General features: G+C 44.3%; 31 protein-coding genes. 1 reads left to right on the forward strand and 30 read right to left on the reverse strand.

Annotated features, from left to right (window positions below; all coding sequences use genetic code 11):
* Nucleotides 1-16: 16 nt before the first annotated feature.
* Nucleotides 17-502 (reverse strand): hypothetical protein, encoded by a 486-nt coding sequence (locus HG267_RS04030; RefSeq protein ID WP_045870346.1) that lies wholly within the window; start codon nt 500-502, stop codon nt 17-19.
* A gap of 270 nt (nt 503-772) precedes the next feature.
* Nucleotides 773-1,135, reverse strand: a complete 363-nt coding sequence (locus HG267_RS04035) for a helix-turn-helix domain-containing protein (protein ID WP_045870347.1) — start codon at nt 1,133-1,135, stop codon at nt 773-775.
* 217 nt (nt 1,136-1,352) lie between these two features.
* Here HG267_RS04035 and HG267_RS04040 point away from each other — a divergent pair, with 217 nt between their 5' ends.
* A complete protein-coding gene (locus HG267_RS04040; RefSeq protein WP_045870348.1) occupies nt 1,353-1,787 on the forward strand; it encodes a hypothetical protein in 435 nt (144 codons plus the stop codon).
* A 20-nt stretch (nt 1,788-1,807) separates the two neighbouring features.
* On the opposite strand, the gene prfA is transcribed toward HG267_RS04040, so the two are convergent.
* The 28 genes from prfA to rplB all read right to left on the reverse strand — a co-directional run bounded on the left by prfA (nt 1,808) and on the right by rplB (nt 17,976).
* Nucleotides 1,808-2,908, reverse strand: a complete 1,101-nt coding sequence (gene prfA / locus HG267_RS04045) for a peptide chain release factor 1 (protein WP_045870349.1) — start codon at nt 2,906-2,908, stop codon at nt 1,808-1,810.
* Between the two features lie 100 nt (nt 2,909-3,008).
* Nucleotides 3,009-3,248, reverse strand: coding sequence for a 50S ribosomal protein L31 (gene rpmE, locus HG267_RS04050; RefSeq protein WP_045870350.1), 240 nt, complete (start codon nt 3,246-3,248; stop codon nt 3,009-3,011).
* Nucleotides 3,249-3,374: 126 nt separating this feature from the next.
* Complete coding sequence (gene rpsI / locus HG267_RS04055; protein ID WP_190445850.1) at nt 3,375-3,791, reverse strand: 30S ribosomal protein S9; 417 nt, start codon at nt 3,789-3,791, stop codon at nt 3,375-3,377.
* 2 nt (nt 3,792-3,793) lie between these two features.
* Nucleotides 3,794-4,249, reverse strand: a complete 456-nt coding sequence (gene rplM, locus HG267_RS04060; RefSeq protein WP_045870531.1) for a 50S ribosomal protein L13 — start codon at nt 4,247-4,249, stop codon at nt 3,794-3,796.
* 80 nt (nt 4,250-4,329) lie between these two features.
* Nucleotides 4,330-5,178 (reverse strand): tRNA pseudouridine(38-40) synthase TruA, encoded by an 849-nt coding sequence (gene truA / locus HG267_RS04065; protein WP_045870352.1) that lies wholly within the window; start codon nt 5,176-5,178, stop codon nt 4,330-4,332.
* 74 nt (nt 5,179-5,252) lie between these two features.
* On the reverse strand, nt 5,253-5,603 hold the full coding sequence (rplQ, locus tag HG267_RS04070; protein WP_045870353.1) for a 50S ribosomal protein L17: 351 nt from the start codon (nt 5,601-5,603) through the stop codon (nt 5,253-5,255).
* Nucleotides 5,604-5,636: 33 nt separating this feature from the next.
* Entirely contained in the window at nt 5,637-6,584 is a 948-nt protein-coding gene (locus HG267_RS04075) for a DNA-directed RNA polymerase subunit alpha (protein WP_045870354.1), read from the reverse strand.
* Nucleotides 6,585-6,931: 347 nt separating this feature from the next.
* A complete protein-coding gene (gene rpsK / locus HG267_RS04080; RefSeq protein ID WP_010998331.1) occupies nt 6,932-7,327 on the reverse strand; it encodes a 30S ribosomal protein S11 in 396 nt (131 codons plus the stop codon).
* Nucleotides 7,328-7,381: 54 nt separating this feature from the next.
* Nucleotides 7,382-7,762, reverse strand: coding sequence for a 30S ribosomal protein S13 (gene rpsM, locus HG267_RS04085; protein WP_045870355.1), 381 nt, complete (start codon nt 7,760-7,762; stop codon nt 7,382-7,384).
* A 112-nt stretch (nt 7,763-7,874) separates the two neighbouring features.
* Nucleotides 7,875-7,988: a 50S ribosomal protein L36 gene (gene rpmJ / locus HG267_RS04090; protein ID WP_015129703.1), complete on the reverse strand. Its 114-nt coding sequence runs from the start codon at nt 7,986-7,988 to the stop codon at nt 7,875-7,877.
* 115 nt (nt 7,989-8,103) lie between these two features.
* Nucleotides 8,104-8,328, reverse strand: a complete 225-nt coding sequence (gene infA, locus HG267_RS04095; protein ID WP_006276978.1) for a translation initiation factor IF-1 — start codon at nt 8,326-8,328, stop codon at nt 8,104-8,106.
* 227 nt (nt 8,329-8,555) lie between these two features.
* Entirely contained in the window at nt 8,556-9,110 is a 555-nt protein-coding gene (locus HG267_RS04100) for an adenylate kinase (protein WP_045870356.1), read from the reverse strand.
* On the reverse strand, nt 9,110-10,423 hold the full coding sequence (gene secY / locus HG267_RS04105) for a preprotein translocase subunit SecY (protein WP_045870357.1): 1,314 nt from the start codon (nt 10,421-10,423) through the stop codon (nt 9,110-9,112). Before secY ends, HG267_RS04100 begins: the two co-directional genes overlap by 1 nt.
* Nucleotides 10,424-10,494: 71 nt before the next feature.
* Nucleotides 10,495-10,941, reverse strand: a complete 447-nt coding sequence (gene rplO, locus HG267_RS04110; protein ID WP_045870358.1) for a 50S ribosomal protein L15 — start codon at nt 10,939-10,941, stop codon at nt 10,495-10,497.
* Between the two features lie 49 nt (nt 10,942-10,990).
* The gene (gene rpsE / locus HG267_RS04115; protein ID WP_045870359.1) at nt 10,991-11,518 is read right to left on the reverse strand and encodes a 30S ribosomal protein S5; all 528 of its coding nucleotides are present in this window, start codon (nt 11,516-11,518) and stop codon (nt 10,991-10,993) included.
* A gap of 108 nt (nt 11,519-11,626) precedes the next feature.
* Entirely contained in the window at nt 11,627-11,989 is a 363-nt protein-coding gene (gene rplR / locus HG267_RS04120; protein ID WP_045870360.1) for a 50S ribosomal protein L18, read from the reverse strand.
* Nucleotides 11,990-11,991: 2 nt separating this feature from the next.
* The gene (gene rplF / locus HG267_RS04125) at nt 11,992-12,540 is read right to left on the reverse strand and encodes a 50S ribosomal protein L6 (RefSeq protein ID WP_045870361.1); all 549 of its coding nucleotides are present in this window, start codon (nt 12,538-12,540) and stop codon (nt 11,992-11,994) included.
* A 67-nt stretch (nt 12,541-12,607) separates the two neighbouring features.
* Nucleotides 12,608-13,009 carry a 30S ribosomal protein S8 gene (gene rpsH, locus HG267_RS04130; RefSeq protein ID WP_045870362.1) on the reverse strand — a complete coding sequence of 134 codons (402 nt, stop codon included), beginning with the start codon at nt 13,007-13,009 and terminating at the stop codon, nt 12,608-12,610.
* A 20-nt stretch (nt 13,010-13,029) separates the two neighbouring features.
* On the reverse strand, nt 13,030-13,578 hold the full coding sequence (rplE, locus tag HG267_RS04135; protein WP_045870363.1) for a 50S ribosomal protein L5: 549 nt from the start codon (nt 13,576-13,578) through the stop codon (nt 13,030-13,032).
* Between the two features lie 116 nt (nt 13,579-13,694).
* Nucleotides 13,695-14,045, reverse strand: a complete 351-nt coding sequence (rplX, locus tag HG267_RS04140; protein ID WP_045870364.1) for a 50S ribosomal protein L24 — start codon at nt 14,043-14,045, stop codon at nt 13,695-13,697.
* Nucleotides 14,045-14,413 carry a 50S ribosomal protein L14 gene (gene rplN / locus HG267_RS04145; protein WP_015129713.1) on the reverse strand — a complete coding sequence of 123 codons (369 nt, stop codon included), beginning with the start codon at nt 14,411-14,413 and terminating at the stop codon, nt 14,045-14,047. Before rplN ends, rplX begins: the two co-directional genes overlap by 1 nt.
* 41 nt (nt 14,414-14,454) lie before the next feature.
* Nucleotides 14,455-14,706, reverse strand: coding sequence for a 30S ribosomal protein S17 (gene rpsQ, locus HG267_RS04150; protein ID WP_045870365.1), 252 nt, complete (start codon nt 14,704-14,706; stop codon nt 14,455-14,457).
* Nucleotides 14,707-14,712: 6 nt separating this feature from the next.
* Nucleotides 14,713-14,940 (reverse strand): 50S ribosomal protein L29, encoded by a 228-nt coding sequence (gene rpmC, locus HG267_RS04155; RefSeq protein ID WP_045870366.1) that lies wholly within the window; start codon nt 14,938-14,940, stop codon nt 14,713-14,715.
* 3 nt (nt 14,941-14,943) lie between these two features.
* A complete protein-coding gene (gene rplP, locus HG267_RS04160) occupies nt 14,944-15,369 on the reverse strand; it encodes a 50S ribosomal protein L16 (protein WP_045870367.1) in 426 nt (141 codons plus the stop codon).
* Nucleotides 15,370-15,505: 136 nt separating this feature from the next.
* The gene (gene rpsC / locus HG267_RS04165; protein ID WP_045870368.1) at nt 15,506-16,267 is read right to left on the reverse strand and encodes a 30S ribosomal protein S3; all 762 of its coding nucleotides are present in this window, start codon (nt 16,265-16,267) and stop codon (nt 15,506-15,508) included.
* Between the two features lie 53 nt (nt 16,268-16,320).
* On the reverse strand, nt 16,321-16,677 hold the full coding sequence (gene rplV, locus HG267_RS04170) for a 50S ribosomal protein L22 (RefSeq protein WP_045870369.1): 357 nt from the start codon (nt 16,675-16,677) through the stop codon (nt 16,321-16,323).
* A gap of 44 nt (nt 16,678-16,721) precedes the next feature.
* Nucleotides 16,722-17,000, reverse strand: a complete 279-nt coding sequence (gene rpsS, locus HG267_RS04175; RefSeq protein WP_045870370.1) for a 30S ribosomal protein S19 — start codon at nt 16,998-17,000, stop codon at nt 16,722-16,724.
* Between the two features lie 112 nt (nt 17,001-17,112).
* Nucleotides 17,113-17,976: a 50S ribosomal protein L2 gene (gene rplB / locus HG267_RS04180; RefSeq protein ID WP_045870371.1), complete on the reverse strand. Its 864-nt coding sequence runs from the start codon at nt 17,974-17,976 to the stop codon at nt 17,113-17,115.
* Between the last annotated feature and the right edge of the window lie 4 nt (nt 17,977-17,980).

Raw genomic sequence — 17,980 nt, forward strand, 5'->3', positions numbered from 1 at the left:
AGATGCATCTATTAATTTATTCTTCAGCACCATCGCGCACTTCTTTCAACTGTTCTTTTGATATACCTAATATTCGTGAAAGTGGCGCTAACAAGCTATCATCAATAACTTCTCCAGCATAAATATTATTGAGTTCAGAAGGAGAAACTTTAAATGTATCGCAAAATTTAGCAAACTCCTGACTACTCAAATCTAAAGCTTTTTGTCTTTCACTTAATAAAAGTGCGATCGCCCTAGTTCCATATTTGGGACGTTCGCTAATTTTTATATATTTTCTTATCTTATCTTCGACTTGCTTGCTGTCACCACCAGCAGCTTTAACTAAATCAGTGCAAGCCAATTTAAGTGCTTTTTTTAAAACTTCATCCTGGTTTAAAAACTTAATAATTTCATCTGCATATTCTCGCTTAAAAAAACCAGCTAAATCGCCTTTATAGTAGATTGGCATAAAAACATCGCTTGATTCTACTTGCCAAGCTGAAGGTTCATTGGGTAGTGACATAAACACACCTCGGAAAATTCAAGATTGTAACATTATCTCAATTAATACACGAGGCTTCCACATCCAATAAGCCAAAGCAATTTCATCTTTATTGCTTTACTTTTGATCGTCACTAGTGCTATCTCATGCACAAAAAGCAGAAAGTAATATCCTGATAAAATTTGTATTTATTATTAGATATTTGTAATAAAAATTAACAAAATTTTGGTTGCCTATACAGATAACTTTACAAGTTTACTTGTAAACAAACGAGCGATCGCTCACAAATATTCAACTTGCTTTTGCTTCATCTACAGACGCTTCAGCCGCCGCAGCCAATCTATCCATTACAGCTCTACCAATGATTGCTACTTCATTCAATGGCATAGATTTGATGTACTTCACAATCTGATTAACATCGGAGGATTCTGATATTGGCTTAACACCTAAGTAGTTAAGCAACTCCTCCATTGTGTAGCCTGCTCTGGCTGCGATGTTAGCTAAATTCTGTGTATCAGGAATCGATTCGCCTTTTTCCCACAATTGCACAGCAGTAGCCGAAACACCCAGAAGCTTACCAAAAGCTCGTTGACTCATAGAGCCACGAGCCATTTTCACGACTTCAATAAGTTTCTTTCTAGCCTCTAAATCCACTGCTGTTTATTTTTTCAACGAGATTCACGGGTTTACTTGCTCGCCAATAAATATTGATTTTGCCATTTACAAGTTTGCTTGCCAATGGTAAATTAAATCTAAGATTGGAAATTACAAGTTTAAATGTCAATCAATTTAGATTGAAGACACTAATTCATTTTATCGCGGAAATTCGTGACAGACCGCTTGCAGGAAAATCATGGGAAAAAGGTGCATCATGTTGTATCAGCCGCGCAAAAGCAACTCTTATCGCCGCAAGGGTCAAAACCTGATCAGCGCTAATAAAATTAAACCAGAACAGTGGCATATTTCTCATGCTGAGGCTAAAGCAGCCTTAACAGGCAAAGGCTATAAGGTTCAGCAAATCAAGAAAATCCATTGCCTGAAGCATCAGGTTTGTATTTCTTATTGGGATGAGCGGGGTAACATTTGCAGCAGCTTTTTCAGCTACCGAATTTTTAGCCGTTGGCAAAAAGCAGTCGAACAGTTAGTTGATAGCTGCTTAAACTTCAATGAATTGAAGAAATTAAATTACATAATGCAATACGAATTTGCCAACTACCATTATTTTCAAGAAATGGAGGATGCTATCTATACTGCATTAGAGAACCGCTTGTGCGCGTTAAAAATAACATCACAACAAGTGGTTTGAGAAGATTTATTACAAAACAATTAGCTAGTAGCACCAGAGGCCGCTAACTCTGCTAAACGTTCCTGCTGGTCTTGAGAGATACAAGATTGTATAACTGACTCTAAATCACCTTCCAATACAGGGTTAAGAGAATAGTTTTGTCCCAAACGGTGATCGGTAACCCGGTTATCTTTATAATTATAGGTGCGAATTTTTTCCGATCGCGACCCTGTACCAACTTGCGATCGCCGCATAGAAGTTACAGCTTCTTGTTGTTCGCGTAACTTCATTTCGTAAAGTTTCGCTCGCAGAATTTGCATTGCCCGTTCTTTGTTTTGCAACTGGCTGCGTTCTTCTGTACAGAAAATCCGAATTCCTGTGGGTTTGTGCATCAAGTCAACAGCAGTTTCCACCTTGTTGACGTTTTGTCCACCAGCACCACCAGAACGAGCTGTGGTCATTTCAATATCCTTAGGGTCAATGTGGATTTCTACATCATCGACCTCTGGCATGATAGCCACTGTAGCTGTAGAGGTGTGAACCCTTCCCCCAGCTTCGGTTGCAGGTACACGCTGTACGCGATGTACTCCGGCTTCAAACTTCAGCTTACTGTAAACACTCTCACCCTGAATTTCCAGGATTACTTCTTTAAAGCCGCCCATTTCACCTAGTGACTCGCTCACTAGTTTCACTCTCCAGTTCTGTCCATCAGCGTAGCGAGAGTACATCCGCAGTAAATCACCTGCCCAAATACTCGCTTCGTCGCCGCCAGTACCAGCGCGAATTTCCAACATAATGTTTTTATCATCGTTGGGATCGCGGGGTAGCAACAATATTTTTAAGCGGTTTTCTAAAAATTCCAGCTTTTGCTCTAGTTCATCTACTTCCAGGGCTGCCATTTCTTGCAACTCCGGATCGCTCGCCGATTCTTTGTAAACCTGACGCGCTCCGATCAAATCTTCTTGAGCTACTTTCCAAGTTTCATAGGTATTAACTACCTCTTCCAAAGAAGAACGAGATTTAGCAATTTGTTGAAACTCGTCAGGATTTCTCGCGGTATCGGGGTCACCAAGACGACGAGTTAATTCATTAAAGGTTTGTTCAACAGATTTTAGTTTGTCCAGCAGGTATGATTCAGCCATGATGAGTGCGACGCTCCTTAAAATAACAAGTTGGCTCAAGCATTAAATGACAATCGACCCAGCTGATTGCAGGGTCGTCGTTAACAGCAGAGCCAACCCGCTACTTTTTGTCTGTGTCGCCTGAGGTTTGAGTGCTGCTCATACCGTACTTGCGAAGGAAGCGCTCTACTCGACCCTCAGTATCGATAATCTTCTGGGTGCCGGTGTAGAAAGGATGGTTTCCAGACCAAACATCTACGTGCAGTTCTGGCTTGGTAGAGCCAACAGTCATTACAACTTGACCGTTGCAGTAAACTTTCGCATCTGGATACCACTTTGGATGAATTTCAGGTTTAGCCATTGTTCCTTTTGTGGTGAATCTATATCAATTATAACTTTCAGATAATTTCAAAGCGTAGGCAAGGCAGACCAAGAGGACAAGGCGAAACAATTAATACCCAATGCCCAATGCCCAATGCCCAATAACCTAACGCTTTGAGTACTGAGGTGCTTTGCGAGCTTTATGTAAACCGTATTTCTTCCGCTCTTTAGCCCGTGGGTCACGAGTTAGGTAACCTTCTGTTTTTAAGGGGGAACGGTTATCTGGGTCTAACTGACATAAAGCACGAGCCACACCCAAACGGATAGAATCAGCTTGTCCGGTTAAGCCACCACCTTCAGCCTTTACCAAAATGTCATATTCGTTTTCTAGACCCAATGTTTCTAGAGGGCCTTTGATCACGCCCAGGTAGTTGGCGTTGAATTGGAAGTACAAGTTGCCATCTTTACCATTCACGGTCAGTTGACCGCTACCTGGAATCAAACGTACTCTTGCTACTGCTGACTTACGGCGGCCAGTACCCCAGTATACGGCACGACCACTAGTAGTTTCTGCTACTGCTATCATTAACTTTCTGCTCCAGGAATTGTATTAACTTTAAGTTCTTTGGGTTTTTGCGCTGCATGGGGGTGAGTTGGCCCAGCATAGACTTTCAGCTTAGTAAACAACTGCTTACCCAGGCTATTTTTAGGTAACATCCCCTTAACAGCGTGTTCTACAATTCTTTCTGGTATACGCTGTTGCAGTTTCGCGAATGTTTCGGTTTTCATTCCACCAGGACGGCCAGAATGGCGACGATAGAGCTTTTGAGTACGTTTTTTACCTGTAACTGCTATTTTCTCAGCATTGATAACAATGACAAAATCACCTGTATCTAGGTGAGGAGTATATTCAGCTTTCTTTTTGCCTCGCAAAACCATAGCGATTTCACTAGCGAGGCGGCCGAGGCGTTGATCTGTGGCATCTACTATGTACCACTCACGCTCAAGAGCATCTTGAGGAGGAAGGTATGTTTTAGTCATTTGTAATTTGTCCTTTGTCATTTTTCTATGTCATTTGTCCTTCGTCATTTGTCGTTTGTCATTAGGCTAGTGCTGGTTGACTATTGACTTTTGACCATTGACTCTTGACTAAAAACGAATTTTGGCAGATTGTCATACCAAACATCTGGGGAAAAAGGGAAATCTGGATAGCCGACTCGCAACAAGCACAAGCCTTGGGCGGGTGCAGCATATTTCACTTCTTCTCGTCGTTCAGCTTTCCACAATTCAGTAAAGTTGGCTAGGGTGCGCTGTCCAGTACCTACTTGTACCAACATCCCTACCAACAGCCGAACCATGCCATATAAAAATCCATCTGCCTGAATTTCAATATGGATTAATGGCCCACTGCGATGACACTCTGCTGCTTGTACTTCTACCCAAGAATGCGATCGCTTTGAACCTGCACGATGAAAAGCAGCAAGATGATGCTTTCCCAGTAGGGGTTTGAGGGCAGCCTTAATTAATGATTCATCTAGGGGCGCATAATAATAATGCCAACTGAAGGGCCTAACAAACAAGTTAGGTTGATCTTCAGTGTATATTGTGTAGCGATACCGTCGATAGGCTGCACTAAAACGAGCGTGCCAACGGTTACCTACACCGGCTGAAGCCCTGATTAAAATATCATTGGGCAAATAGCTATTAAGGACGGCTGCCCATTTGTGAGGTGGAATTAAACCTGTGGCTTCAAAATGGGCTACTTGGGCGGCGGCGTGAACTCCAGCATCAGTTCTGCCTGCGCCATGTAGTGTCACATGATACCCAAGAATTTTAGCGATCGCAGTTTCTATTTCTTCTTGGACTGTACGCTGTTGCTTTTGCCGTTGCCAGCCATGAAAATGAGTGCCCAGGTATTGAATTACCAGGGCTACTCTATGAGTTCCTGTTGGCTGGTGGCTTTCTAACATAGAATTACTTAAGGCTGAAGTTTGAAGTCTGAATTTTACTTTTCTGATTCTTCATCCTTCATCCTTCATCCTTCTTAAACTAGTTCAAGAATGGCCATCTCAGCATGGTCGCCTCGACGAGGGACTGTATGCAGGATGCGAGTATAACCCCCGTTGCGGTTGCTATAGCGAGTGGGAGCTTGCTCAAATAGAGCATGAACTAGTTGTTTGTCGTAGATATAGCCTAGAGCGGCTCGGCGGGATGCCAAGGAACCGTCTTTAGCTAAGGTAATCATTTTATCTACTTCAGCTCTCACAACCTTAGCTCTCACTAAAGTAGTAGTAATCCTTCCATGACGAACTAGTTCAGTGGTGAGCGCACGCAATAAAGCGCGACGCTGGTCTGCTGGTTTACCAAGTTTTTTGACCCGACAACGGTGACGCATAATAATGCACTATCAATTACTAACGGTTTTGATTTAGCTGTGTTTAGAGCTTCTTTCTTGGGGCAAGGTGATGCCTAAGCGTCGCTGTAAAGCTTCAACTACCTCTTCCGCTGACTTCTGACCGAAGTTTTTAATTTCTAACAAGTCTTCTTGGGTATAATCCAACAAGTCGGCTACAGAGTTAACTTGTGCTCGCTTGAGACAGTTATATGCCCGTACAGAAAGTTGCAATTCTTCGATCGGAATTTGAGCGGTTGGGTCGTCTGGGATATCTGAACCTGTATCGGTAGGTTCGAGTGAGATATCTTTGAGGGGATTAAATAGATCTACCAGAATTCCGGCAGCAGATGATAGTGCTTCTTGTGGAGAAATACTACCATTTGTCCAGACTTCTAACAGTAATCGGTCTTTAGTGATAGAGCCATCCCCACGGGCTTCTTCAACACTATAGTTGACTTTTCGCACTGGCATAAACACGGAGTCGATTTGCAAGAAGTCCAAAGATGTGGCTTCTTCGCGTCCTCGCTCTACAGTGCGATAACCCTTACCTTTCTCGATCCGAAATTCCATTTCCAACTTGCCACCTTCTGCTAAGGTAGCTACATACTGAGTTGGATCGATAATTTCTACTTCACTTGGCAAATCAAAATGTGCTGCCGTAACTGTTGTAGGGCCGTTTACGAGTAACCGCCCAATTTGAGGTTGAGATGAATAGCTTTTGAGAATGACTTCTTTCATTCTCATCAAGATTTCTAAGACATCTTCCCGCACACCAGGAACTGTGGCAAACTCGTGTGAAACGCCTGCTATCCGCACTGCTGTAACTGCGGTTCCCTCTAGATTTGACAGTAAAACGCGACGTAAGGCGTTACCAACTGTGGTACCTTGACCGCGTTCTAGAGGTTCGAGGACAAATTTACTGTAATGGTTTCGACTTTCCTCAGTATTAGAATCTACACATTCAATTTGAAACTGCGCCACGGAGTTGCCTCCCTTTTTTTAAGGTGCTACTAGTAGGCAAATCGCTTGCCTCCTGAATTTAGTTTTTTCCCTGAAGCTTAATTTTAGGTATATCAATTATCCAGCTAATGATACTGGTATTTAATTTCCTTCTTTAGCTCATGGGTGTTAATAATTAATTTTGGGTTTTCCAAAGTTGAGCAAACCTCCTTCATGGAGGCGCTAACTTTACTTCTAGTCGCCTCATCTGCCTGAAGTTCAAAAGCTGAGTCTGTCCACAGCAGGCTACAAGCTCGAACTTCTAGCAGGCATTACAGGTGACTTTCCCATCCTCGAATTTCTTGCTGTTACCTCCTACTAAGTAGGGACTAAACTCGGCGGCGCTTAGGTGGACGGCAACCATTGTGAGGAATTGGAGTAATATCCCGAATGAGCGTAATTTCCAGTCCCGCTCCTTGCAGCGCTCGAATGGCAGTTTCTCTACCTGCGCCTGGCCCACTGACCATGACTTCGATTTGGCGCATTCCTTGATCGATGGCTCTTCGAGCAGCACTTTCAGCAGCAGTTTGTGCAGCAAACGGAGTTCCCTTTTTTGCGCCTTTAAAACCGCTAGAACCAGCACTTGCCCAAGAAATCACATCTCCGTTTTGGTCGGTAATAGTGACAATGCTATTGTTGAAAGTAGACTGGATGTAAGCCATACCGTTGGGTACGTTACGCTTCTGCTTTTTGCTCCCAGATTTTTTGGTTGGTTGTCGCGCCATAGTTGTGTAGTGAAATTAAAGTAAATTTTGCTTTGATGAGCAAGCAGTGAAATTTTATTTGCCTGGTGCCTTCTTCTTACCGGCTACAGTTTGCCTTCTACCACGGCGGGTTCTAGCATTTGTGCGGGTTCTTTGTCCTCTGACAGGTAAGCCCATGCGATGACGACGGCCTCTGTAAGTACCAATGTCAATGAGGCGCTTGATGTTCATTGCTTCCCAGCGCCGCAAATCCCCTTCAACTTGATAGTTGCTTTCTATTTCGCCTCGCAGGGCTGCAACATCAGCATCACTAAGATCTTTTACACGTGTATCTGGGTTGACACCTGTTGTCGCTAAAATTTCTTGCGATCTAGATAAACCAATTCCGTAGATATAGGTGAGACCAATTTCTACACGCTTATCGCGTGGCAGGTCTACTCCGGCAATACGTGCCACAATGAATTTCTCCCTCTTGTTCTCGCAATTGCTGTTATAAAAACGCGATTACTCGCATTTTGGGCTGTTTTTGGTGTGTGTCACACTCGTGTCTCTGGTTATAATCAGAGCACTATCCTTGACGTTGCTTATGCTTGGGGTTAACACAAATCACCATGACGCGACCACGGCGTTTGATCACGTTGCACTTTTCACAAATCTTCTTGACTGAGGCTCTGACTTTCATGCCTTTTGTAATTAACTCCAAATAGTGAATTATAGCATTTTTCAGAAAATTAGTCAGTTAAATGACCAAGGAATATCCAAAAAAGTGTTTGTATGGTAATATTCTCTACATAGCCTTACTTCTTGCGTAGTCGATAAGTGATTCTGCCCTTTGTCAAGTCGTATGGCGTTAACTCCACTTTGACGCGATCGCCAGGTAAAATCTTGATGTAATTGCGGCGGATTTTGCCCGAAATGTGTGCCAAGACATTAAAGCCATTATCCAAGTCAACACGAAACATCGCATTAGGCAATGACTCGGTGACTGTGCCTTCCATTTCAATCAAATCTTGCTTAGACAATTTGTTTTTTCCTCAACTCAACAATCTCCTGTTCTGTTGCGGTAGCTTCACCTGCAAGAGAACATATTTTACGTAATATATCAACAGTTTCTTAATATATCTTAGCTAAAAATACCCTCTGCCCTACATTAACAACTAGTAGTGCAGTTTATATGTATCTGAAATTGGGGTGAGGGGTAAATTGAGAAATTATCTATTGCTCTCTTACCCCTTTTATGGTGCTTTTGTTAAAACGCTATTACTTTGTGGAGTGCATCAGTGACTTCTTCCGGGGACTGATTACCATTTACTGTCAGGAGCTTTTGGCGATCGCGGTAATAATTAATCAAGGGTGCTGTTTCTGAACGGTAAATTTCCAGACGACGACGAATAACTTCTTCGCTGTCATCTTTTCTTCCCCGTGCTAGTAACCTTGCTACCACAACATCATCTGGAACATCTAGGTTTACTACCCTTTCGCCAGCTTGATGTATTGTTTCCAGCAATTTTGCTAAAAACTCAGCTTGTGAGACTTTACGGGGGAATCCATCTAGAATCCAACCAGATTGAGCATCCGCTTGACCTAAGCGTTCCTGTACCAAGTCCTGTACTAGTTCATCGGGAACTAACTCACCGCTATCTACATAGCTTTGAGCTTTTACACCCAAAGGAGTTTGGTCTTTCATCGCTTGCCGTAAAATATCACCAGTAGAAATATGGGGTATCTGCAAGCTTTGCGCCAATTTTTGCGATTGAGTTCCTTTACCAGCTCCAGGAGGCCCCAAGAAGATTAACTGCGTCACTATTGTTTCACCATTCCTTCATAGCGCTGAGATATGACATAGGTCTGGACTTGTTTTGCTGTATCAATCGCAACACCAACTAGAATCAGCAAAGATGTAGCACCTAAGCCTTTAAAAGTTGGTACTCCTAAAGCACTTTCTACAGCTGTGGGGATAATTGCAACAAAGCCCAAAAAGATTGCACCCAAAAAAGTCAGCCGATTAATCACCCGCTCAATGTACTCACTAGTTGCTTTACCAGGACGAATTCCCGGAATACTCGAACCCATCTTCTTCAAGTTCTGTGCTACATCTACGGGGTTGACAATCAACGAAGAATAGAAATAGCTGAAGAAAACAATAGAAATTAAGTAGACCAAGGCATAAGCCCAAGCTTGAGAGCCACCAGGACTGAGATAAGTATTAACGATATTTGCCAAGTCCGGATTTTTGGTGAAATTAGCAATTAGTAGTGGCAAACTCAAAATCGCTGCGGCAAAGATAATTGGCATTACACCGCCAGAATTGAGTCTTAGAGGTAGATAACTACGCTGCTCTGCCAAAACTCGCCGTCCTACTTGGCGACGTGCCGAAATAATGGGGATGCGGCGAATTCCTTCCTGCACAAATACAATACCAACAATTGTGGCTAGGAAGACTAATAATAGTACAATCACCCGACCAACTATTTCTCGACCGCCAACTTGTACCAAGTCGATAGTATCGCCCAATGATTTCGGTAGAGATGCCACAATGTTGACAAAAATCAACAATGATGCTCCATTACCAATACCACGCTCGGTAATCAGTTCTGATGCCCACATCACGAACATTGAACCTGCTGTAAGGGCGATCGCAGTTTCGGCTACAAATAATGGGCCTGGCTGTAAAGCAAACTGCTGCAGGAACAGAGCGGAAAAAGTTGTACTTTGAATAATTGCCCAACCCAAAGAAACATAGCGGGTAATCTGCGAAATTTTCCGCCGACCAGCTTCACCCTCGTCTTTCTGTAACTTTTCTAAAGATGGGATGGCAGCTGTGAGTAATTGGATAATAATGGACGCATTAATAAAGGGCAAAATACCTAAAGCAAAAACTCCCAAAGTCGAAAGTCCTCGCCCGGAAAATATATCCAATAAGCCAAAGATGGAATTATTGCCCGATATAGCGTCATGAAACCTAGTTCTATCAATACCAGGTACAGGCAGAAAGATGCCCAGGCGAACCAAAATTAAAATACCGACAGTTACAAGCAGCCTACCTCTCAGTCCAGCTGCTTGAGCCATCTGCATAAAAGTTTCTTGAGCCGTTGGGGCTTTGTCTCGACTGATCATAGAGTGCTACCTTTATCGTGAACCAGGCGCTGGAAGCGAGTTGGCTAGCATTGTAAGTGCGCTATTCTGGCTCACTCTGGAACTTGACAACTTCCTCCAGCCGCCTCAATTTTGCTACGAGCTTGACCCGTAAAAGCTGCCGCTTTAACTGTGAGCGGAACGTTCAATTCCCCGTTACCCAAAATTTTCAATGGGCCTTTAACAGCAGTCAGAATACCTGCTGCTTTTAAGGATTCCAAAGTTACTTCTGTATTAGCAGGGAGAGAAGCTAACTTCTCTACATTAATCGTAGTGTAAATTTTCCGATTAACTATCGGGAAACCCTTCAACTTAGGTAAGCGGCGGTACAATGGCTGCTGACCACCTTCAAACCCTGGTCTGGTACCACTACCAGAACGGGATTTTTGACCCCGCATCCCTAAACCGGCGCTTGCACCTTGTCCGGCTGAAATACCTCTACCTACGCGCTTACGGCGTTTTTTTGAGCCTTTTTGAGGCTTCGCATCGTTGAGTCTCATGATGTAAATAGTATTTTTTTACACAAAGGAGGAGGCAAAATTGGCTCTACTAAATAATGTAGAGATTTTCAATAGGAACACCTCGGTCTTCAGCGACTTCAGATAAAGTACGCAGCGTGGATAAGGCGTTGACTGCGGCTCTCGCATTGTTTAACGGATTGTTGGAACCGAGTTGCTTGGCCAAAACGTTACGAACTCCTGCCAATTCCAGTACAGTCCGCACAGCACCACCAGCAATTACCCCAGTACCGGGTGCTGCTGGGCGCATAATGACTTTAGCACCGCCACCCACACCATCAATGGGATGAGGGATGGAGTTAGATTTGGTAATGGGGATGTCAATAAGATGTTTTTTGCCGTCGGCTACACCTTTTTTCACAGCACCAATTACATCTGAAGCTTTGCCTACCCCTACACCAACTTGACCGCGTTCATTACCGACGACGACGATCGCGCGGAAGCTGAGTTTTTTACCACCTTTAACGACCTTACTCACCCGTCTGATTTGAATGACCCGCTCTTGCCAGTTGGTTTCTTCTTTTTTTGCGCGGTTCGCTTTACGACGACCAGTTGCCATAATTAAATGCTCTCTATTAGCTCAGTTGTCTTTTGTCCTTTGTCATTTGTCTTTTGTCATTTGTCTTTTGTCCAATGACTAATGACTAATGACTGATGACAAATGACTTTAGAAATCTAAACCAGCTTCACGTGCTGCATCAGCCAATGCTTGGATACGACCGTGGTAGAGGTTGCCACCGCGATCAAATACTACTTTGGTGATGCCTTTTTCTAGCGATCGCGCTGCGATCAGTTTGCCAACTTGCGCTGATGCATCGCGGTTAGCTCCTGATGCTAAACTCGATTTCAACTCTGGTTCTACAGTTGAGGCTGAGACCAAGGTGTGATGCTGAGTATCATCAATCACTTGAGCATAGATATGCTCATTAGAGCGAAATATAGCTAAACGTGGGCGTTCTGGAGAGCCCTGGACTTTACCACGAATACGTCTATGGCGACGTGTTTTTGATTCTCTACGAGTAAGTTTCATGTTTACTTCTTACCACTCTTACCAGTCTTACCAGCTTTACGTCTGACCACTTCACCGGCGTAGCGAATACCCTTGCCTTTATATGGTTCTGGTGGACGAACGGCACGAATTTTCGCTGCTGTGTTGCCAACTATTTCCTTGTCGTAGCCACTAACTATGACGTTGGTTGTACCTTCGACAGCAAACTGAATACCATCGGGAGGCTCAATTTGTACCTGATGGCTGTAACCCATGTTTAAAACGAGGTTACGCCCCTGAACTTGTGCCCGGTAACCAACACCTTGGATTTCTAAGCGGCGCTGAAAACCTTGGGATACACCTTCGACCATGTTGGCTACTAAAGTACGGCTCAAACCGTGCATTTGCCTGGAGGTACGAGTTTCATCCCTACGGGTTACTAATAATGTTTCGCCTTCTTGAGAGACTGACACATGGGCAGGTAACTCTCGAGAAAGTTCTCCTTTCGGCCCTTTGACGACAACTTTTGTGCCATCAATCGCCACTTGCACTTTGGCAGGAATAGTAATTGGACGTTTACCAATACGAGACATGACTATTTTGTCCTTTGTTATCTGTCTTTTGTCTTTTGCCGTTACGTTAATGACAAATGACTAATGACTACCAGACATAGCACAGTACTTCTCCACCCAAGTTCTGACGACGCGCTTCGCGGTCTGTCATAATCCCACTGGATGTTGAAATAATGGCAATGCCGATACCGCCCAGTACTCTGGGTAAATCTTTTCTATTGGAGTAAACCCGCAAACCTGGCTTACTAACCCGCTTGAGGGCAGTAATCAGTGGCTGACGATTTTTACCCTTGTATTTCAAGGCAATCACCAGATTGCGTTTTACCCCTTCACCTGATTCTTCAAATTCAGCAATAAAGCCTTCATCACGTAGCACTTTAGCAATACTACGGGTAAGTTTTGTTGCGGGCACTAGTGTAGTTTGATGCCTCGCCAAGTTGGCATTGCGGATGCGCGTCAGCATATCTGCAATTGTGTCGTTAGCCGCCATCGTTCCCTCTTTAGATGAACTTATTGATCGCGAAAAGGCATACCCAATTCTTTCAGTAGGGCGCGACCTTCTTCGTCGTTTTTCGCTGTGGTAATGATGGAAATATCTAAACCACGGATTTGATCGATGCTGTCGTACTCGACTTCTGGAAAAATCAGCTGCTCTCGTACACCTAGAGTGTAGTTACCGCGTCCGTCAAAGCTCTTAGGGCTAACGCCGCGAAAATCTCTAATTCTAGGTAGGGATAAGCTAACAAGTCTATCGAGGAAGGCATACATCCTTTCGCCTCTTAAGGTCACCATGATCCCAACAGGCATACCTTGACGGATTTTGAAGCCCGCGATCGCCTTTTTCGCCCGTGTTACTACTGGTTTTTGACCAGTGATCAAGGCAATTTCATTTAGAGACGCATCCAGTGCTTTGGCGTTGGATGCTGCTTCTCCCAAACCTCTGTTCACAGTAATCTTGACCAACTTCGGTACTTGATGAACGTTGGTATATTGAAACTGATTGGTCAGTTTAGGGACGATTGTCTCGTTGTATAAGGTTTTGAGTCTTGTTGTCGCCATAGTTTTTTGTCCTGTTTATCCCTGGTCTTGGTCAGGGAAGCGCGAATTTTAGATTTTAGATTTGGGATTTTAGATTGAATTTAAAATCTCATCTAAAATCGTCCCTTGGGAGATGACTATTTATCCAGGATCTCGCCGGTTTTCTTGAGCTTCCGTACTTTCTTGCCTTCATCGGTGAAGGTGTAGCATACGCGGCTGGCGACATTTTGCTTAGTGGAGTAAAGCATCACGTTGGAGCTATGAATCGGGAATTCTTGAGTCACAATTCTTCCAGATTCTCCCTCTTGTTGAGGCTTGACGTGCTTAGTTTTAATATTTACGCCTTTGACAATAACTTTACTAAGTTGTGGCAGTGCTTTGATCACTTCACCAACTTTGCCTTTGTCCTTACCAGCGATTACTTGTACAGTGTCGCCAGTTTTGACGTGCATTTTATGAAACACCTTGGGTTGTGGCTGTTTTGCCATTACAGCACCTCCGGAGCCAACGAAACTATTTTGGTGAAGTTCTTATCACGCAGTTCCCGTGCGACTGGGCCAAATACCCGTGTGCCTCTAGGATTACCATCTTTGTTGATGATTACTGCAGCGTTATCGTCAAATCGAATGCTCATACCGCTGTCTCGATTAATACTTTTACGAGTGCGGACAATTACTGCCTCTACCACATCTGACTTTTTCACAGCCATATTTGGTTGAGCATCTTTGACAACGGCAATAATTTTATCACCCACGCCACCATAACGGCGGTTGCCTGCGCCTAACACGCGGATGCACATTAGCTTCCGGGCACCACTATTATCTGCGACATTCAGGTAAGTCTGGGGTTGAATCACAATTTGTCTCCCTTGTTAAGTTGTTAGTTCGATAACAACTATTAAGTTGTAGCTTTAGCGTTGAGAATTTCTGTGACTTGCCAGCGCTTGGTTTTGCTCAGGGGTCTAGTTTCCTGAATGCGAACGCGATCGCCCACTTTGCACTGATTGTCCTCATCATGAGCTTTATAGCGCCGGGTTTGAACTACAATTTTGCCGTACTTGGGGTGAGGAGCGCGGTTTTCTACGGCTACTACTACCGTTTTTTGCATTTTATCGCTCACTACCAAGCCAACTCGTTCTTTGACTGCCATAATCTCCTACTTTTGTTCTTGAGACTGTTGACTTGCTGCCCGTTTTCTTTCTCCTTCTACCGTTAGCAATTGTGCTAGGCGATGTCGGGCATGTTTAAACTGATGGGGCTTGTCTAATTGTCTGGTCGCTTTTTGCAAACGCAACTGAAATAGTTGTCTTTTAACAGCAACAATTTCCTCAGCCAGTTTTTCGTCAGTTAATTCTCTAGCTTCTGAAATCTTGGGAAGAGGCATAACCTACTCCTGCTCCTGTACTTGAGGGCGCACGATAAATTTAGTTTTGATTGGCAGCTTGTATGCAGCCAAGCGCATGGCTTCGCGGGCAACTTCTTCGGAAACACCAGCGATTTCAAACAAAATCCGCCCTGGCTTCACTACAGCTACCCAAAACTCGGGGTTACCTTTACCGGAACCCATCCGGGTTTCAGCGGGACGCATGGTTACGGGTTTATCAGGGAAAATCCGAATCCAAATTTGTCCACCCCGGCGAATGTAGCGGGTCATGGCTCGACGAGAAGCCTCGATTTGTCTGGAGGTAATCCAAGCTGGTTCTTGTGCTTGGAGTGCGAAATCGCCAAAGTTCAGGGTGCTACCACGGTGGGCTAGACCCTCCATCCGTCCGCGCTGTTGTTTGCGGAATTTAGTTCTTCTTGGACTTAACATGGTTTGTCACTTGTCATTTGTGAGGCAGTGCGTTGGGCGGTTTTACCGACTTGAAGCAACTGCTGAACCCGTAAGGGTCATTTGTCATTTGTCATTTGTCATTTCCAAGGACTAAGGACTAATGACTAATGACGATTTACCCTTCATTTGAGCGGTCTTCAAATTGTTGGCGACGGCGTTGTTGTTGACGGCGACGAGGTTCGCGTTCGCGTTCACGAGATGTGGGTGCGGGTGCGGCTTCTTCTTGTCCGGGGATGATTTCGCCTTTAAATACCCATACTTTGATGCCCAGAATTCCATAAACGGTTTTAGCTGTGCAGTAAGAGTAATCGATGTCAGCTCTTAAGGTATGTAGAGGTACTCTACCTTCACGAGTCCATTCTGTACGGGCAATTTCTGCACCGTTGAGCCGTCCGCTCACTTGAACTTTAATGCCTTGAACACCAGCGCGTTGGGCACGTTGAATCGCTTGGCGTACTACCCGACGGAAAGATACACGTCGTTCTAGTTGTTGAGCGATATATTCCGCAATCAAATAAGCATCAGCATCAACTCGTTGTACTTCTACTACGTTGATGCGAATTTGGCGATTGCTACCCAAAAGTTCTTGCAGTCCGGTACGTAAGGATTCGATACCTTGACCACCACGACCTACTACTACGCCAGGTCTAGCTGTACGAACTTCTAAGTCGATTTGGTCGGCTTTCCGCTCAATCCTTACCTCTGAAATGCCAGCGTTGTTTTGAGCAAGTCTGCCTAGCTTTTGTTCGATATATTGACGGAGTTTGTAGTCTTCTTGGAGCAGTTCTGGATATTTATCAGGAACGGCAAACCAGCGAGATTGGTGTTCTTGTGTAATACCCAGCCGAAAACCAACTGGATGAATCTTTTGTCCCACGAATGGTTCCTCTAAAATTTCTTACTTTACGCAATTGGGTTCGTGTCTAGTCATTATTCAGCAGCGCCTGCGGCTACAGCTACAGTGATATGACACGTTGGCTTGCGAATTTGGTAAGCTCTACCCTGCGCTCTGGGTTGGAATCTTTTGAGTACTGGGCCTTGGTCTGCGTATGCCTGAGTAATTACGAGTTGAGCACGGTCTAAACCAGCATTATGCTCGGCATTAGCAGCAGCGCTTCTGAGAACCTTTAAAACTGGGTCACAGGCTCTATAAGGCATGAATTCTAGGATAATTAGCGCTTCTCGGTACGATCTGCCCCGAATCTGATCGAGTACACGACGTACTTTATAGGGAGAAATGCGGATAAAACGAGCGATCGCTTTGACTTCAGTTGTATCAGTAGCCATAATTTTCTCCTGTTGTCAAGAGTCAATAGTTAATAGACTCTTAACTATCTCCCTGATTTTTTGTCACTTTTACCATGACCCCTGTAGGTACGTGTGGGGGCAAATTCTCCCAACTTGTGCCCTACCATTTGCTCGTTGACAAAAACGGGGACATGTTGCCGTCCGTTATGGACTGCGATGGTGTGACCTACCATCAAGGGTAAAATTGTCGATGCTCTCGACCAAGTTTTAATAACTTGTTTTTCGTTTTTAGCGTTTAGCTTTTCAATTTTGCTGAGCAAGTGATCGGCTACGAAAGGACCTTTTTTAAGAGAACGACCCATATTTTTAAGTGCTGAGTTCTGAGTTCTGAGTTTTAAGCTTTGAGTTTTGAGTTGTAAGTGTTGAGTTGGACAATTCTACTCAGCACTCTTGACTCACTACCCACAACTAAATTTAAGATTCACGACCACCACGACCGCGTTTAGAAGATTTACGGCGACGGCGTACAATGAATTTACTGCTAGCTTTCTTGGGTTTGCGGGTTTTAGCACCTAAAGTAGGTTTACCCCAAGGAGTAACAGGCCCAGATCTACCAATTGGCGCTCTACCTTCACCACCACCGTGGGGGTGGTCAACGGGGTTCATGACGCTACCTCTAACTTTAGGACGGCGACCCTTCCAGCGATTTCTTCCGGCTTTACCAGCACTCAAGTTTCTCGCGTCGGTGTTACCTACTTGTCCAATGGTGGCGTAACATTCGCGGCGAATTAAACGAACTTCACCGGAAGGTAGCTTCAAAGTGACGTAATTGCCTTCTTTAGCTACAACTTGCGCGGTAGCACCAGCAGAACGCACAATTTGACCGCCTTTTCCAGGTGTCATTTCTACGTTGTGAACACTGGTACCCAAAGGAATATTCGCTAAAGGTAAAGCATTGCCATCTTCAATAGGAGATTCTGGCCCAGCAGTAATTTTGGTGCCAACTTTTAACCCATTGGGTTGAAGAATATACCGTTTTTCACCATCTTCATACAACACCAAGGCAATCCGCGCATTGCGATTTGGATCGTACTCAATGGCTGTGACTGTACCTGTAATGTTACGCTTATCTCTTTTAAAATCGATGATGCGGTAAAGCTGTTTGTGACCGCCACCCCGACGACGGCTTGTAATCCGCCCTTGATTATTTCGTCCTTTTGGACGATGTACGTACTTAGTGAGCGATTTTTCTGGCTCAGTTTTAGTAATTTCCGCAAAGTCAGAGATTGTAACTTGGCGAGTACTAGGGGTATAGGGGCGATAAGAACGAGTACCCATCTTT

Source organism: Tolypothrix sp. PCC 7601, assembly GCF_025677855.1.
GTDB classification, from domain to species: domain Bacteria; phylum Cyanobacteriota; class Cyanobacteriia; order Cyanobacteriales; family Nostocaceae; genus Aulosira; species Aulosira diplosiphon.

Coding starts and splice junctions, on each gene's coding strand:
- secY (WP_045870357.1), bottom strand. CDS start 10,423: ATGATCAGTCGAGACAAAGCCCCAACGGCTCAAGAAACTTTTATGCAG.
- rpsS (WP_045870370.1), bottom strand. CDS start 17,000: ATGGGTCGTTCTCTTAAAAAAGGTCCTTTCGTAGCCGATCACTTGCTC.
- truA (WP_045870352.1), bottom strand. CDS start 5,178: ATGTTAGAAAGCCACCAGCCAACAGGAACTCATAGAGTAGCCCTGGTA.
- rpmJ (WP_015129703.1), bottom strand. CDS start 7,988: ATGAAAGTCAGAGCCTCAGTCAAGAAGATTTGTGAAAAGTGCAACGTG.
- HG267_RS04030 (WP_045870346.1), bottom strand. CDS start 502: ATGTCACTACCCAATGAACCTTCAGCTTGGCAAGTAGAATCAAGCGAT.
- rplO (WP_045870358.1), bottom strand. CDS start 10,941: ATGAGACTCAACGATGCGAAGCCTCAAAAAGGCTCAAAAAAACGCCGT.
- rplB (WP_045870371.1), bottom strand. CDS start 17,976: ATGGGTACTCGTTCTTATCGCCCCTATACCCCTAGTACTCGCCAAGTT.
- rplP (WP_045870367.1), bottom strand. CDS start 15,369: ATGTTAAGTCCAAGAAGAACTAAATTCCGCAAACAACAGCGCGGACGG.
- rpmC (WP_045870366.1), bottom strand. CDS start 14,940: ATGCCTCTTCCCAAGATTTCAGAAGCTAGAGAATTAACTGACGAAAAA.
- rplQ (WP_045870353.1), bottom strand. CDS start 5,603: ATGCGTCACCGTTGTCGGGTCAAAAAACTTGGTAAACCAGCAGACCAG.
- rplE (WP_045870363.1), bottom strand. CDS start 13,578: ATGGCGACAACAAGACTCAAAACCTTATACAACGAGACAATCGTCCCT.
- rpsQ (WP_045870365.1), bottom strand. CDS start 14,706: ATGGCAGTCAAAGAACGAGTTGGCTTGGTAGTGAGCGATAAAATGCAA.
- rplF (WP_045870361.1), bottom strand. CDS start 12,540: ATGTCTCGTATTGGTAAACGTCCAATTACTATTCCTGCCAAAGTGCAA.
- HG267_RS04040 (WP_045870348.1), top strand. CDS start 1,353: ATGTTGTATCAGCCGCGCAAAAGCAACTCTTATCGCCGCAAGGGTCAA.
- rplR (WP_045870360.1), bottom strand. CDS start 11,989: ATGAAACTTACTCGTAGAGAATCAAAAACACGTCGCCATAGACGTATT.
- rpsE (WP_045870359.1), bottom strand. CDS start 11,518: ATGGCAACTGGTCGTCGTAAAGCGAACCGCGCAAAAAAAGAAGAAACC.
- rplX (WP_045870364.1), bottom strand. CDS start 14,045: ATGGCAAAACAGCCACAACCCAAGGTGTTTCATAAAATGCACGTCAAA.
- rpsK (WP_010998331.1), bottom strand. CDS start 7,327: ATGGCGCGACAACCAACCAAAAAATCTGGGAGCAAAAAGCAGAAGCGT.
- rpsH (WP_045870362.1), bottom strand. CDS start 13,009: ATGGCGGCTAACGACACAATTGCAGATATGCTGACGCGCATCCGCAAT.
- rpmE (WP_045870350.1), bottom strand. CDS start 3,248: ATGGCTAAACCTGAAATTCATCCAAAGTGGTATCCAGATGCGAAAGTT.
- rplM (WP_045870531.1), bottom strand. CDS start 4,249: ATGACTAAAACATACCTTCCTCCTCAAGATGCTCTTGAGCGTGAGTGG.
- prfA (WP_045870349.1), bottom strand. CDS start 2,908: ATGGCTGAATCATACCTGCTGGACAAACTAAAATCTGTTGAACAAACC.
- rplV (WP_045870369.1), bottom strand. CDS start 16,677: ATGGCTACTGATACAACTGAAGTCAAAGCGATCGCTCGTTTTATCCGC.